The organism is Actinomadura rupiterrae (assembly GCF_024172125.1).
GTDB lineage: Bacteria > Actinomycetota > Actinomycetes > Streptosporangiales > Streptosporangiaceae > Spirillospora > Spirillospora rupiterrae.
In genome coordinates, this window is the sequence record NZ_JAMZEA010000008.1 from 405,906 (window position 1) to 419,311 (window position 13,406).

A 13,406-nucleotide genomic window follows, 5' to 3' on the forward strand; every position below is an offset into this window, starting at 1 on the left:
TCCTGGTACGCCCACCAGCCGAAACCCGCCGGATCACCGGCGGGTTTTCGCATTTCCGCCGCAATAGTGGGGCCACCGCCGCGCCGATATCCCGATCTAGGGCCGGCGGACGGGCGGGGCCATTCCCCATTGGCTGTAGGTCGTGGTGAATGCGGCGTCGAGCCGGGCGCCGTCCGCGACGGACATCGCGAAGTGGAACTCGACCTGCCGGGGGAGACGGTCGGCGGCGAGCTCGATGCGGAAGACGACCGCCGGTGCGTTGGCGTAGGCGGCGAACAGCGGCGCCGACGGGTTCCCGGTGGTCAGGGCTGCCGTCGAGGCCGTACCGCGCAGGACGAGGCCGTCCGGGCCGTGCGTCTGGGTGATGGAGCGGCCGAGGCGCAGCAGGGTCGCGATGTTGTAGGGCGTGCTGGCCCAGCGCGCCTCGGCGAGCCCGCCCAGGCAGCCGTCCTCTCCGGGCGGGGACGATCCGGGCGAGATGTCGAAGACCCCGGCGGACCCGTACAGCGAGCTGTAGGCGGTGTTCCCGATGAGGACGGCGCTGACCGGGGCCAGCGCGCACCCCTTCTCCAGCTCCAGCTGGTAGCTGGTGGAGCCGCTGCCGTCGAAGCCGAGCTCGCCGATCGCGTGCAGCTGGTACTCCCCCTCGGTCTGCTGGTTGGACATCTCGAACGACGCCGTGCGCGCCCGCGCCATGGCCTGCAGCGCCGCATCACTGATCGCCTGCGGCGAGTCCCCGGGATCGGAGGACGCCGGAGACTCCGCGGCGGTCCCGACCAGCCGTCCAGGCGAGGTGGGCGCGCTGTTGGCGGCCGCGTTCTGGGAACGCAGGCTCCGCACCCAGAACGCACCCCCGATCACCGCCGCCACCAGCAGGACGGCCCCGACGGCGATAACGGCCCGCCGGAACCCCGGGCCGGCCGGAAGAGGCGGCGGCCCCAGAGGCACCGCCGCAGCCGCCCCCTCGGAGAGCATCAACGTCGCATCCCGCGGCCCCCGCGCCAGCCCCCCAGGCGGCAACCGCACACCAGCCACCTCCGCAGGCGGAGTCTCTGGAGTGGGCGCGTCGGACTGGGCCGGGGGTGGGGTCTCCGGGGCGGGTGGGGGGTTCGGGGTGGGGGCGGGCGGTGGCTTTGTGGGGGTGGGGAGGGTGGTGCGGTTCAGGAGGGTGTGGAGGAGGGTGGGGGCGGTTGGGCGGCGGGTGGGGTCTTTGGTCAGGCAGGTGGTCAGGACGTCGCGGAGGTGGTCCGGGATGCCGTCCAGGTTGGGCGGTTCGCGCAGGACGCGGGTGATCACGGCGGGGATCGAGTCGTCGCCGAACGGCGGACGGCCGGTGGCGGCGAACACGGTGAGGCTCGCCCAGGCGAACACGTCGGCGGCGGCTCCGCCGGGCCGGCCGGCGAGCTGCTCGGGGGCCATGTAGGCGGGGGTGCCGACGATGTCGCTGGTGACGCCGGTCGCGGCGTCCAGGGCCTTGGAGATGCCGAAGTCGATGACGCGCGGGCCGTCCGCGGCGAGCAGGACGTTGGCGGGCTTGAGGTCGCGGTGCACGATCCCGGCGTCGTGGACGGCCACCAGGGCGGTCGCCGTGCCGACGGCGAGGCGGTCCAGGTCGGGGCCGTCCAGGGGGCCGCCGTCCCGGACGGTGCGCAGCAGGCTCGCCCCCTCGACGTACTCGGTGACCAGGTAGCAGTCGTCGCCCTCGACGCCGCTGGCCAGCACGCGCGCGGTGCAGAACGCGGCGACGCGCTGGGCGGCGGCCAGCTCCTTGGCCATGGCGCGCTGGGCGCTGAGGTCGCCGTGCGAGTAGAGCAGCTTGACCGCGACGCGCGAGCCGTCGTCGCCTCGTCCGAGGTAGACGACACCCTGGCCGCCCGATCCCAGCCTCCCCGACAGCGTGTAGCCGCCGATCGCCCGGGGGTCGGTGGCGCGCAGCGGCAGGGCAGCGGAGGCGGGGTCCTCGGACGGTGTGGACACGGGGTGTGCAGTCTCCCTGCTGACCGGACGGAATCGGCTGATCGTACTGACGGGCTGCGCCCTCCGTTCCGCCTCATCGTGATGGGGCCGACTGTGGCCAGGGAGCGTGTGATTTGTGCGAATTGCCCGACTCGAAAACGTGACAGAGCTGGCCGTGGGCGCGTTGCGGCGAATGGCTCGTCGCTCCCCTTTTGGGTGCGCTCGGATCGGGGGTTCGTCCGACTCTCGGTGCTTCTTTGCGTTATTTCGCTAGTAGCGGGGTTTTTGTCACTGGGGGAATCTACGATGCCGTGAGTGGAAATTGAGGCGCTTGAGGAGAGGCTGCGGGAGGATCCCGGGGATCTGGCCTCGTGGGACGTGTACGGGGCACGGCTGCGCGAGCGGGGCGACACCCGGGGCGAGGTGATCCGGCTGGAGCGGCGCCGGGCCCGGACGAGTCCGGCTCGCCGGGACCCGCTCGATCAGGAGCTCGCCGCGCTGCTGGCCGAGCACCGGACGGAATGGGACGCCGCGCTGCCCAAGAGCGCGACCGTGCTGGAGCGTCGTTTCGGCTTCGCCACCAGAGTGGCGGTCGAGTGGTCGGACAACGCGCCGGTGGACGTCGACCAGGTGCTGCGGTCCCCGTTCGTGACCGCGCTGCGGATCGCTCCCGGCGATGACACCGGCGACTACTGGGACGAGGATTACGACCGCGACGAGGACGGGGAACCGGAGCCGTCCGCGTCCATCGACACCGGCGCGCTCGCGACGCTGAGCTTCGGGCGGGTCACCGAGCTCGACCTGTCCTACCTGCGGATCGGCGCGCTCGGCGCGCGCACGCTCGCCGTCGCGACCTACCTGCGCGCCGAGGCCGAGCCGGCCCGGATCACCACGCTCGACCTGCGGTACTGCGCCGTCGGGAACTCGGGGCTGGCCGCGCTGGCCGAGTCGCCGAGCTTCGCCGGCGTCCGCACGCTGCGACTGCAGAAGAACTCCATCACCGCCGCCGGTGTCGCCGCCCTGCACCGCTTCGAGGGCCTCACCGAACTCGACCTCCGCTACAACCCGATCGGCGCGGAGGGGGTGCGGACGCTGCTCGGCGCGCCTTTCGCCGGCTCGCTGGAGCGGCTGCTGCTGAACCGCGCCGACGTGATCGACGTCAGCGACGACGGAACCGCCGGTGAGGACGGCGCGCCCCTGCTCGCGGACGCCCCCCAGCTCCCACCTGCACTACGCGCCATCTGGAGGTGCCGATGAGCACTGAACTCCGTGACCGCTACACCGAACTCCGCGACCGCTTCTTCGCCCTGTCGAGCGGCGGCGCCCCGCCTGAGGAGGTCGGGCGGTTCCGGGCGGAGGTCGACGCGACCTGCGGCGGCGCCGTGACGACGGTCGACGGGCTCGCGGTGTCCTGGCATCCGACCGCGCGGTTCAAGGCCGTCCGGTTCGTCGATGCCGAGCGCCTCGACGAGGACGTGCGCGAGTGGTTCGCCCGTCCGATCGAGGACGCGCAGTACCTGGCGGCCGTGTTCGCCGACCCGCACGAGCTGTCGTTCCGGACGTTCGAGAACATCCTCCCGCTGGACCGCGTCTTCGCCGACGTCCCGCTGGAGTTCGTCCTGGACGGCCGGACGGAGATCGCCGAGGGCGCGTTCGCGTTCGGGATGCGCGTTCCGGACGCGACCCGGACCGGCCTTGAGGGCCTCGACTCGCTCGACCTGTACGTCCCGCCGCTGAACTCCGGTTCGCGCGGCGGTGAGCGCTTCATCTTCCACTCGGCGCTGCTCGCCGAGGCCCTCACCGGCGCCGTCGCCAAGGCGATGCCCGAAGCCCTCATGGACGGGTTCTCGCACGTCAACCCGGTGTTCCGGTGCAACCGCTTCGAGCCCGGCGACGCGAACTTCCACCGCCACCGCGACACGCCGTACCGCGATGCCGCGCGCAAGCAGGCGTCGCGCTACACGGTCCTGCTCTACCTCACTGGCGGATCGGGCGCGGACGGGCCCGTCCTCGACCTGGGCGGCGCCGGCGCGCTCACCGAGATCCCCGCGTTCACCTGCGTGGTCTTCGACCAGCGGTACGAGCACGAGGGCGCGCCCTACCGCGACGGGCGCAAGGTCTTCCTGCGCTCGGAGCTGGTCTTCACCGAGGAGCACGTCGGGGACGACCCGGAGATCGGCGCGCTGTTCAGCAAGGCCTGCTACCTGACCGGCGAGAGCGTGTTCGCGCCCGAACTCGCGCGGCACGCCGACGACTACTACAACCGCGTCGCCGCAGCGCACTGGAACGGCCTCACGCCCGGGGACGGCGCCGAACCGTTCGTCCACAAGAGGTTCCGTGGTGTGGAGTTCGTCGCGAACGGCTACGACTTCTGGTTCGCCAAGGGCGACGGCATCACCGCCGCGGAGTGCGCCGCGATCACGCTGCTCGACTACTTCAACTGCAAGATCGGCGACCGGGCCTTCCGCGACCTGTGCGAGGCCGACGTCGTCGAAGCGGCGGACGCGGAGTGGATTCCCGGCTTCCTCGCGGACCGGCGCAGCTCGTCGGCCGTGCCGCCGTTCGACAAGTCCGCGCTGTTCCCCGAGCCGGAGAGGCCCGACGACGGCGAGATCCCGTGCTGCGGCTTCCACATGGGCGGCGTCTCCAACTACGACATGACGCGCAACGCGGACACCATCGGGCGCTACACCGAGCTCCAGGAGAAGGCGAAGCAGGAGGTCATGCCCGCGCCGATCCTGCTGCTCGGCGAGGAGGTCGTGCTCGACCCCGACCGGTTCGTCGTCGAGGGCAACCTCGTCCACGTCCTCGGCAAGGACGCGCTCACCCCGGTGAACTTCGCGGCCTGCCAGGGGCCGGACATCGACCCGAAGATCTTCGTCGGCACCGAGCGGACCGTCGGCGCCGTCGACGTCCTCGTCCCGCCGATCCTGTTCACCGAGACCGCCGACCTCTTCCACCTGCGGTTCGACTTCTTCCGCAACTCCTGGACGGTCGGCCACGCCCAGTCCGAGGTCCAGATCCCCATGATCCGCGAACCGGAGGAGGAGGACTTCTTCTGGGACGACGAGGACTGGGACGAGGACGACGACGAGTGGGACGAGGACGAGGACGACGAGGAGACCGAAGAGGACGAGGGCGAAGACGAAAGCGACGGCGAGCCGAAGGACTAGCTCCGCGGCGCCGCGCTGAGCTCGGCCATCCGGGCCAGTGCGGACACCCAGAAGCGCTGCCGCTCCGGCGTCTGGCCGACGAGGTAGGTGGCCCGCAGCTTCGGCGGAAGGTGCCGGAGCAGGCGGGCCACCGCGTCCAGGTGCCGCTCCAGCTGCGAGACCTCGGCGTTGGAGAACACCTGGTGGACGAGGTCGGTGTCGTCGGTGCCCTCCGCGGACTCCTCGGCGGCCGCCGCCAGCCGCGCGTCCCAGCCGGGCAGGTCGGCCGCGATGTCGGCGAGGCCGGTTCCGCGCCGTCCGGCCAGGCGGGCCTCCAGCGCCGTGAGCGGGACGGGCGCGAACTCGCCGTCGCCGAGGTAGATCAGCCCGGACTGGAGCGGCATGTCCGCGCGGTGCAGCTTGATCAGCCGCTCCAGGGTGCGCTTGGTGACCCAGTCGCGGCCCTCGTCGTCGATGTCGTTCTTCCACCAGTCCAGCACGGTCTCGGCGGTCTCGCCGTAGGTCGAGATCAGCCACTCGTTCGCCGGGATGTCCTCCGGCCGGACCTCGTAGCTGATCGTGAACCGGCTGGCCTGCGCGACGTTGTTGCTGCTCACCAGCATCTTGCGGCCGAGGTGGTAGGGCGGGTTCTGCAGCGCGACCTGGGCGCGCAGGTTCGGGATGGGACGCCCGGCGAGCGTCCACTCCTGCGTGACCTCCATCAGCTTGGCGAAGGTCGCCTTGTCCTTCGGCCGGTTGTACTCGTCCCAGACCAGCACCTTCGGCTCGGGGTCCAGCAGGGTGCGCGCGAGCATCGCGTCGAGCGCGCCGTCCGGTGTGGGGACGGGGACGCAGAGGTCCTCGACGTTGGTCACGGGCAGCGAGAAGTAGACGGGTTCGCGGCCGGTCTCCTCGCGGGCGATCTGCTTGGTGATCTCGGTCTTGCCGCACCCGGGCGGCCCCTGGAGCAGGACGGCCCAGCGGTGCGTCATCGCCGCGCGCAGGATGCGGCGGACCGGGTCGGCCACCGTGGACGGGTTGCTTGCCCCGACCGACCGCGCGATGTCGTCCAGCACCTCGGCCGTTCGGTCGCGGCCGGGCTCGCCGTCCGGACGCTCCTCGACCAGCGCGAGGCGGCTGCCGTTCAGCAGCGGCAGCCCCCAGGTCAGCGGGAACCCGGCGCGGGCGCAGTCGAGGACGTGCTGGAGCGTGCGCGGCGACAGCAGGTGCCGCAGCTTGGGGCTCAGGGAGGCCCACTGCCGGAACACCTCGCGCAGGTCCCAGTCGGGGTAGCGCTCGGCGAGCGCCAACCGCCACGCGGTGTCGTTCGCGGTCAGCTTGAGCGTCACCATCCGGTCGAGGATCGCCAGGTCGGAGCGGCGGACGCTGGTCTCGGCGAGCGACTCGTTGTCGGTGAGGAACACCCCGACGCAGCCCAGCGCGCGCAGGTCGTACTCGCCGAGGTGCCAGTCGCACGCGATCTGCATCAGCTGCGACTGGACCGTGCTGCCCGCCTGCAGCGAGTCGTCGATGAGCAGGACGAACGGCTTGCCCGGGACGAGCTGCCGCATCACCAGCTGGCGCAGCGCCAGCTCGCCGGTGCGGTCGTCGCGGACCGGCGCGTTGACGAGCAGGTCGTCCGGGGTGAGGTTCGCGGCCGGGACGATCACCAGCTCGGTGCCGGGGTACCGGGACGGGATGTAGGAGACGAACGTGGAGGTCTTGCCGATGCCGTGCTCGCCGAAGATCTGCCCGGTCTGGCCCATGGCGATCATCGCGTCGATGAACTTCTCCAGCCGCGTCGTGGGGCCCGCCTCCGGCGCGTCCGGGTAGGTGGCGGTGGCTTTCCACTGCCGTCCGCCCCGGTCGGCGAGCGGGGGACGGCTCTTCGTCGGTGCGGTGGGCACGGGTGCGTTCTCCTCCGTCGGTCATGGTTCCGGCCCGGTTCGCCTTCGGGCCCTTCTGGGAGCGATGCGGCCTCAACGCCGGCTTCAACGCCGGCCTGGGCGGCCGCGTGTCAGCCGGACGATGTGACCCGGTGGCAGGCCATCGGGGGGTGGTGGCGGTCCGGCCAGTCGTCGCCGTTGTCGGTGATGAGCCAGATCCACTTGTCCGGCTCGGCGGGGCTGACCTTCCGCGCGTAGCCGTCGGTCACCATGATGATCGCGTCGGGCTCGACCATGAGCCGCTTGCCGGCCACTTCGAGCCGTCCTTCGGCGTAGTCGACGACGTTCTGGAAGTTCGTGCCGCCCCCGCCGAGCACGCGCTCGCCGGGGACGAACGGCATCACGACGCCGTCGAAGCTGAGCCAGTGGCTCTCGACGCCGTCGGTCTGCCCGACCAGCGTGGTCAGCCAGCTGATCACGGCGTCCGGCATCGACCCGGACGTGTCGAGCGCGATGAGCACGACCTTCTTCCGCTCCGGGCCGCGCCGGGTCAGCATCGGGTCGTGGCCGAGCGCCAGCAGGATCGCGCCGTGCTTCTTCGGGTAGACGAGCCGCTCGGCGTCCTCCAGCTTCGAGGCGAGGACGTCGACCAGCCAGCGCTGCCACCACTCGACGCGGCGGGTCACCGGCGTGACGCCGCGCAGCTTCTCCAGGCCGAGACCGCCCCACATGCGCTGGATGCGCTCGCCGCCGTCGGCGGAGCGGTCGGCGAGGTTCAGCACCTCCTCGCGCGCTGACTGGTTGCCGCGCAGCGCCGCCTGGACGACCTCGCGCAGCACCTCGTCCGCGACCTGCTCCACGGTCTCGGGGTCGAGCGGGATCTCGTCATCGTCCCCGTGGACGCAGTAGGCCATCGGCGGCGGTTCGAGCGACTTCATGCGGCGCAGCTCGCCGTACACGGTCAGGTCGGTGTAGCAGAACTCGTCGTACGGGAGGGGCTGGAGCCCTTGCTTCCGCAGGTCCTCCTCGTACATCGCGTGGATCTTGCGAGGGTCGATTCCGGTCGGTTCGGGCGGTCCGCCGTCCTTGCCGGGGATCGTGGGCAGGCTGTCGCGCCGCAGCCGGAGCAGCGCGACGTGGTTGATCGCGACCTCGGCGGCGAGCGTGAACCTCGGGTCGCTGCGCAGCTCCTCGTCCACGTACAGGTGCCGGTGCATGAGGTGCCTGGCCTCATGGAACAGGACGAACTTGACGCCTTCCTGGTCCAGCTCCAGGAAGAAGTGCGGGTTGTAGAGCAGGGCGCGGCTGCCGTCGCCCGTGGCCAGCACCGCCGCCGTCGGGACCGCCGTGGTCGGGATGTGGTGGTGGCACTTCGCGTACAGCCAGGACGCGACGGAGCTCTGCGCGATCCCGAAGTCGAGCAGCGCCGACTCCTTGCGCTTGCGGGCCTCCGCCACGATGTCGGGGTCGGCCGGCTCCTCCGCCATGAGGCGGCGCAGATCGGTCAGCCGGGCGTCGACGCGTCCCTCGATCGGGGCGAGCTTCCTGGTCGTCCCGCCGTCCGTCATGTGGTGTCCCAACGTGACTCGTCCTGTACCGACCGCATGAACGTTAGCGACGCGCCCCGACAATCCGGACGGTGCTCGGGCGGGCTCAACGGTCGAGTTCCGCGGCGATGTCGCGTGCCAGCGCGACGACCAGGGCCAGCTTGTCGGCGCCGGGTTCGGTGTGCGTGCGGGCCGACACGTCGACCAGGGCGTTCGAGATCCGGAACTTGGCGTGGACGTCGTAGATGTCGGTCTTCGACCAGAGCACCTTGACCGTCATCACGTCGGTCCGCGTGTACCCGCCGTCGCCGATGTCGACGGGCCGCGTGGGGGACGAGCCTTTGGCGCGCCAGTTCTGGAACTCCGTCTTGGCCCTCGACTCCGCAGAGACGCGACCTGTACGGGTCACGGCCTCGAAGTGGATGCGGACCGTCCGGAAGGGGTGGTCCTGGCCTTCGGGGACGCTGCTCCACTTGCACTCGGAGCGGGCGTCGCCGCCGAGACCGATGACGGTTTTCGGACGGGAGTCGATGGGCTCGCGGGCCCCCGCGGCCACCAGGGGTGCCAGCCGCGCCGGGGGCGGGAGGAGGGTGCAGGCGTCGCGTCCGGTGAAGCGCCCGTCCGAGGTGAAGAGGCCGATGTACCAGGCGCCGGTCGTGACGCTCGCGGCGGCGGCCGCGGTCGTGGTGAGGGCGATCGTCCAGACATGCCTCGCGATCATGCCCGGCATCCTGGCATTCCGGGCGGTTTCGGGTCGCTTGAACGCGCGGATTCGGTCTGGATGATCGTCCGGCCCGGCCGGACGCGGCGGGAGCCGACCGTTCGTCGCCCGGTGGGGCCCGCTCGGCGCACCCGGGGCGTGAAGGGACAACGCCGCCGGAGGGGACCGCTAGCCTCGGACACGTCCGCCGGGGGGCTTTACACCGGCGTCCCGATCTGGGGGGTGAGGGGCGCCAGGGGGGTGTCGAGCATTGGCGGACATCGGGGGGAAAGCCACGCGGCCGAGCGGTCTCCGCTCCGGTCGCGTGGAACCCCCCGATGATTTCACCGCCGACCCCGGAACCGGGCGCCGGTCTGGTCCAGGACGCTAGTTGAAGCAGTCCTGGTTCTTCAGCTCAAGCCAGATGCCGCTGACCTTGCCGTGCCGGAGGGCGAACGAGTAGAGCGCCTTGCGGTTGCCCGGCGCGGTGACGTCGTAGTAGCCGTGGATGTCGCGCCGCACGCCGGGGTAGGCCCGCTTGAGCTGCGCGTAGGACGAGCCGACATGAACGCCTCGGCTGGTCGAGACGCCCTTCGGCGCGGTGATCATCGCGACGCCGTACTTGTGCGAGATGTAACCGCCGACGTTGTCGCGTCCCGTGGGGTGGCCCTTGAGGTCGTAGCCGATGCAGATCCGGTCGCGGTGCTTGACCACGACGAGGCCGGAGCGCAGCGCGGCCTTCGCGGACTCCCCGATCCGCAGCCTGCCGTAGCCGAACGACGTGAGGTGCGTCTTGCCTGCGGCCTGCGGTGCCGGTGTGGCCGCGCTCGCCGCCGACGCCCCGCCCGCGATGGCCAGCCCTGCCCCGAGTGCCACGACCGCCGGCCGCGCGAACTTGCTGAGTCGCATGTCATTCCCCGTTCTCGATGGACTCCTGCGGACGATGAGATGCACAGGGATGATCACGGGTTCGCGCCTTCGGAGAAACGTTCGCGCCCTTGGAGAATCATTTACCGTCGCACGCGACCCGTCCGCGCGCGTCGGTCCGGACGGAACGCGACGCCCCGGCGGGAGCCGCCGGGGCGTCGCGTGTTCGGACTCTGGAGTGGTGGAGCGGGTCAGTGCGTGGCGTCCTGCTCGGGACGAGGCTGCTTCGGGAGCAGGAAGGTGGCCGCGAAGCTGGCCCCCAGCAGGCCGATGGTGGTCCACAGGGTGGCGTCCATCGCGTGCTGGAAGGTGGGGCCGCTCGCGCTGAGGTGGTCGCCGAGCCGGTCGAAGAACACGGTGCCGAGGACGGCCGCGCCGAGCGCGCTGCCGAGCTGCTGGACGGCGGTGAGCGTGCCGCCCGCGGCGCCGGTCTCGTGCGGCTCGACACCGGCCAGGACGATGTCGAAGAAGGGCGCCATCAGCAGTCCCATGCCGAGGCCGGTGACCAGCAGCGCCGGGGTGAGCTGCCAGGGACCGACGCCGGTGCCGGCGAGGTGCAGGGTGAGGATGATCAGGCCCACGCCGCCGGCCATCACGACCGTCCCGACGTGGATGACGTGCCGGCCGAAGCGGGACACCGCCTGCGCCACGCCGAACCCGACGATCATTCCGGCGGACCAGGGGATCTGGACGAGGCCGGCCTTGAGCGGCGAGTAGCCGAGGCCGAGCTGGGTGTAGAGGCCGAAGGCCAGCGCGAACCCGGTCATCCCGGAGAAGAACACCAGGCCGACGGTCAGGCCGCCGCTGAAGCCGCGCTTGCGGAACAGGGAGGGCGTGACGAGCGGGTCGCCGCCCGCGCGCTGCGTGCGGACCTCGTACCAGACGAACAGGGCGAACACCGCGGCGGACGCGGCCATCATCGCGAACGTCCAGGCGGGCCAGCCGTGCTCGCGGCCCTGCACCAGCGGGTAGACGACCAGTCCGGCGCCGAGCGCGGCGAGCAGCGCGCCGACCAGGTCCAGGCGGCTGGCGCTCGCGGCGCGCGCCTCGGGCAGGAAGCGCAGCCCGGCGGCGACCGCGGCGAGGCCGAGCGGCACGTTGATCATGAAGATCATCCGCCAGCCGGTGCCGAACAGGTCGGCGTCGATCAGCCAGCCCGCGAGCACCGGGCCGCCCACCGAGGACAGACCCATGATCGGCCCGAACAGGCCGAACGCGGCGCCCACCTCCTTGGGCGGGAACATCTTCTTGATCAGGCCGAGGCCCTGCGGCAGCATCAGCGCGCCGAACAAGCCTTGCAGCACCCGCGAGCCCACGAGCATCTCGGGTGAGACGGCGAGGCCGCACAGCAGCGAGCCGATCGTGAACCCGGCGGCGCCGATGAGGAACATCCTCTTGCGGCCGTACAGGTCGCCGAGCCGCCCGCCGGTGATCAGGCCGACGCCCAGGGCGAGGGTGTAGCCGGCCGACAGCCACTGCAGGGTGCCGGCCGTCCCGCCGAGGTCGGCGCGGATGGTCGGGGCGGCGATCGTGGTGATCAGCGCGTCCAGCATGTCCAGGATCTCGCCGGCCAGGATCACGAGCAGGGCGATCCAGCGCCAGCGGTAGAGCCTCTCGGGGACGGCGGCGGCGAGCCCGCCGGGCGCCGCGTCGGTGGTGGTGGTCATAGCGTCCTCATCTCCAGAGCACGAACGCCGTTCGTTCGTTGCAAACACTGTTCTATGCTCGATCAGTGTTCGTGTCAAGTACGGCATTCGTTATCAAGTACGATGTTCGTGGACGGTCGAGGCGGCCGTCCCGGACGAGGGAGGGGCGCGGATGGCGACTCGGGAGGACTCCGGCCGCAGGCCGCGGGCCAGGGCGGCGGCCGGGACGCCGGCGGGCGGGGGCGCGGCGCTCCCGGTGCCCGCCTGGCGCGGGCAGCGCAAGGGCGGCGGCGCGCAGAAGCAGCCGCTCAGCCAGGACCTGATCGTCGAGACCGCGCTGCGCATCCTGGACGCCGAGGGCCTGGACGGCGTCAGCATGCGCCGCGTCGCGCAGGAGCTCGACACCGGCCCGGCCTCGCTCTACGCGCACGTCTCCAACAAGGAGGAGCTGCTCGACGTCATGTTCGACCGGGTCTGCGGGGAGATCCGGCTTCCCGAGCCGGACCCGGCGCGCTGGCGCGAGCAGATCAAGGAGGTCGCGTACGAGATCCACCGCGTGATGTCCGAGCACGCCGACATCGCGCGGGTCCCGCTCGGCAACATCCCCACCGGGGTGAACTCGCTGCGCGTCAACGAGTGGCTGCTGACGGTCATGCTCGCCGGCGGCGTCCCGTCGCCCGCCGCGGTCTGGGGCGTGGAGCGCCTGTACCTCTACATCAACGCCGACGCCTACGAGGGGTCGCTGCACCTGTCCAAGCAGCGCGCGAGCGGGCTGACGGAGCGGGAGTACATGACCCGGTTCCTCAGCCAGGTGCGCGAGTTCTTCGCCGCCCTGCCCGTCGAGCAGTTCCCGTCGACGGTCGGGCACATCGGCCCGCTGCTGTCCCCCGAGGCCTCGGACGGCGAGGACCGGTTCGAGTTCGGCCTGGAGATCATCCTGCGCGGCCTGGAGTCCTACATCGAGCGGTAGCCCTGCCCGCCGTGATCACCGCGCCCTATCCTGGCGAAAGTCCCCCGGAAACTTTTTCGGGGGACGTGTCGATCCGGGCCGTCCCCCGTTCGACCTACGAGTGCAAGGGCCGGAAGGCGGCCCGGACGATCCAGGGAGACAGGGCCATGAAGTACATGCTGATCTGGCGCGCCACCGACGAGGGCCTCGCGAGCCTGGCGAACGTCGACTTCGAGAAGATGCTGGAGACCGTCGGCCGGTTCAACGAGGAGCTGATCCGGGCGGGCGTCCTGCTCGCCGCCGAGGGCCTCGCCGACCCGGCCGAGAGCGTGGTCGTGGACAACTCGTCCGAGGTGCCGGTCGTCACCGACGGCCCGTACGGCGAGACCAAGGAGCTGTTCGGCGGCTTCTACCTGCTCAACGTCGCGTCCAAGGAGGAGGCCGTCGAGTGGGCCAAGCGCAGCCCGCTGATCGCGCCCGGCTTCAAGACCGAGATCCGGCGCGTCACCACGATCGACGAGTTCCCGCAGGACAACGAGTGGGTCAAGAAGGAGCGCGCCTGGCGCGAGGCCCACGGCCAGCTTTGACCCGGCCGGCTCTGACACGGCCGGCTCTGACATGACCGGACGCGAGGCACCGGGCG

10 protein-coding genes are annotated in these 13,406 nt (G+C 71.4%); 4 read left to right on the forward strand and 6 right to left on the reverse strand.

Going from position 1 to position 13,406, the window contains the following annotated elements; all coding sequences use genetic code 11:
* Window positions 1-96 precede the first annotated feature (96 nt).
* Window positions 97-1,977, reverse strand: a complete 1,881-nt coding sequence (locus tag FHU30_RS29355) for a serine/threonine protein kinase (protein WP_253880139.1) — start codon at window positions 1,975-1,977, stop codon at window positions 97-99.
* A gap of 294 nt (window positions 1,978-2,271) precedes the next feature.
* On the opposite strand from FHU30_RS29355, the gene FHU30_RS47285 reads away from it, so the two are divergent.
* Entirely contained in the window at window positions 2,272-3,213 is a 942-nt protein-coding gene (locus FHU30_RS47285; RefSeq protein ID WP_253880141.1) for a leucine-rich repeat domain-containing protein, read from the forward strand.
* Window positions 3,210-5,129, forward strand: a complete 1,920-nt coding sequence (locus tag FHU30_RS29365; RefSeq protein ID WP_253880143.1) for a 2OG-Fe(II) oxygenase — start codon at window positions 3,210-3,212, stop codon at window positions 5,127-5,129. Before FHU30_RS47285 ends, FHU30_RS29365 begins: the two co-directional genes overlap by 4 nt.
* Here the strand turns inward: FHU30_RS29365 and FHU30_RS47290 are convergent.
* The 5 genes from FHU30_RS47290 to FHU30_RS29390 form a co-directional block, all read right to left on the reverse strand.
* Window positions 5,126-7,015, reverse strand: a complete 1,890-nt coding sequence (locus FHU30_RS47290; RefSeq protein WP_253880145.1) for an AAA family ATPase — start codon at window positions 7,013-7,015, stop codon at window positions 5,126-5,128. The genes FHU30_RS29365 and FHU30_RS47290 overlap by 4 nt on opposite strands.
* 110 nt (window positions 7,016-7,125) lie before the next feature.
* Window positions 7,126-8,562, reverse strand: coding sequence for a DUF2201 family putative metallopeptidase (locus FHU30_RS29375; protein ID WP_253880148.1), 1,437 nt, complete (start codon window positions 8,560-8,562; stop codon window positions 7,126-7,128).
* Between the two features lie 85 nt (window positions 8,563-8,647).
* Window positions 8,648-9,262 (reverse strand): hypothetical protein, encoded by a 615-nt coding sequence (locus FHU30_RS29380; RefSeq protein ID WP_253880150.1) that lies wholly within the window; start codon window positions 9,260-9,262, stop codon window positions 8,648-8,650.
* Window positions 9,263-9,628: 366 nt separating this feature from the next.
* On the reverse strand, window positions 9,629-10,150 hold the full coding sequence (locus tag FHU30_RS29385; RefSeq protein ID WP_253880152.1) for a hypothetical protein: 522 nt from the start codon (window positions 10,148-10,150) through the stop codon (window positions 9,629-9,631).
* A gap of 209 nt (window positions 10,151-10,359) precedes the next feature.
* Complete coding sequence (locus tag FHU30_RS29390; RefSeq protein ID WP_253880153.1) at window positions 10,360-11,835, reverse strand: MFS transporter; 1,476 nt, start codon at window positions 11,833-11,835, stop codon at window positions 10,360-10,362.
* A gap of 151 nt (window positions 11,836-11,986) precedes the next feature.
* Here FHU30_RS29390 and FHU30_RS29395 point away from each other — a divergent pair, with 151 nt between their 5' ends.
* Complete coding sequence (locus FHU30_RS29395; RefSeq protein ID WP_253880154.1) at window positions 11,987-12,784, forward strand: TetR/AcrR family transcriptional regulator; 798 nt, start codon at window positions 11,987-11,989, stop codon at window positions 12,782-12,784.
* A gap of 146 nt (window positions 12,785-12,930) precedes the next feature.
* Window positions 12,931-13,350 carry a YciI family protein gene (locus tag FHU30_RS29400; protein WP_253880155.1) on the forward strand — a complete coding sequence of 140 codons (420 nt, stop codon included), beginning with the start codon at window positions 12,931-12,933 and terminating at the stop codon, window positions 13,348-13,350.
* Window positions 13,351-13,406 lie beyond the last annotated feature (56 nt).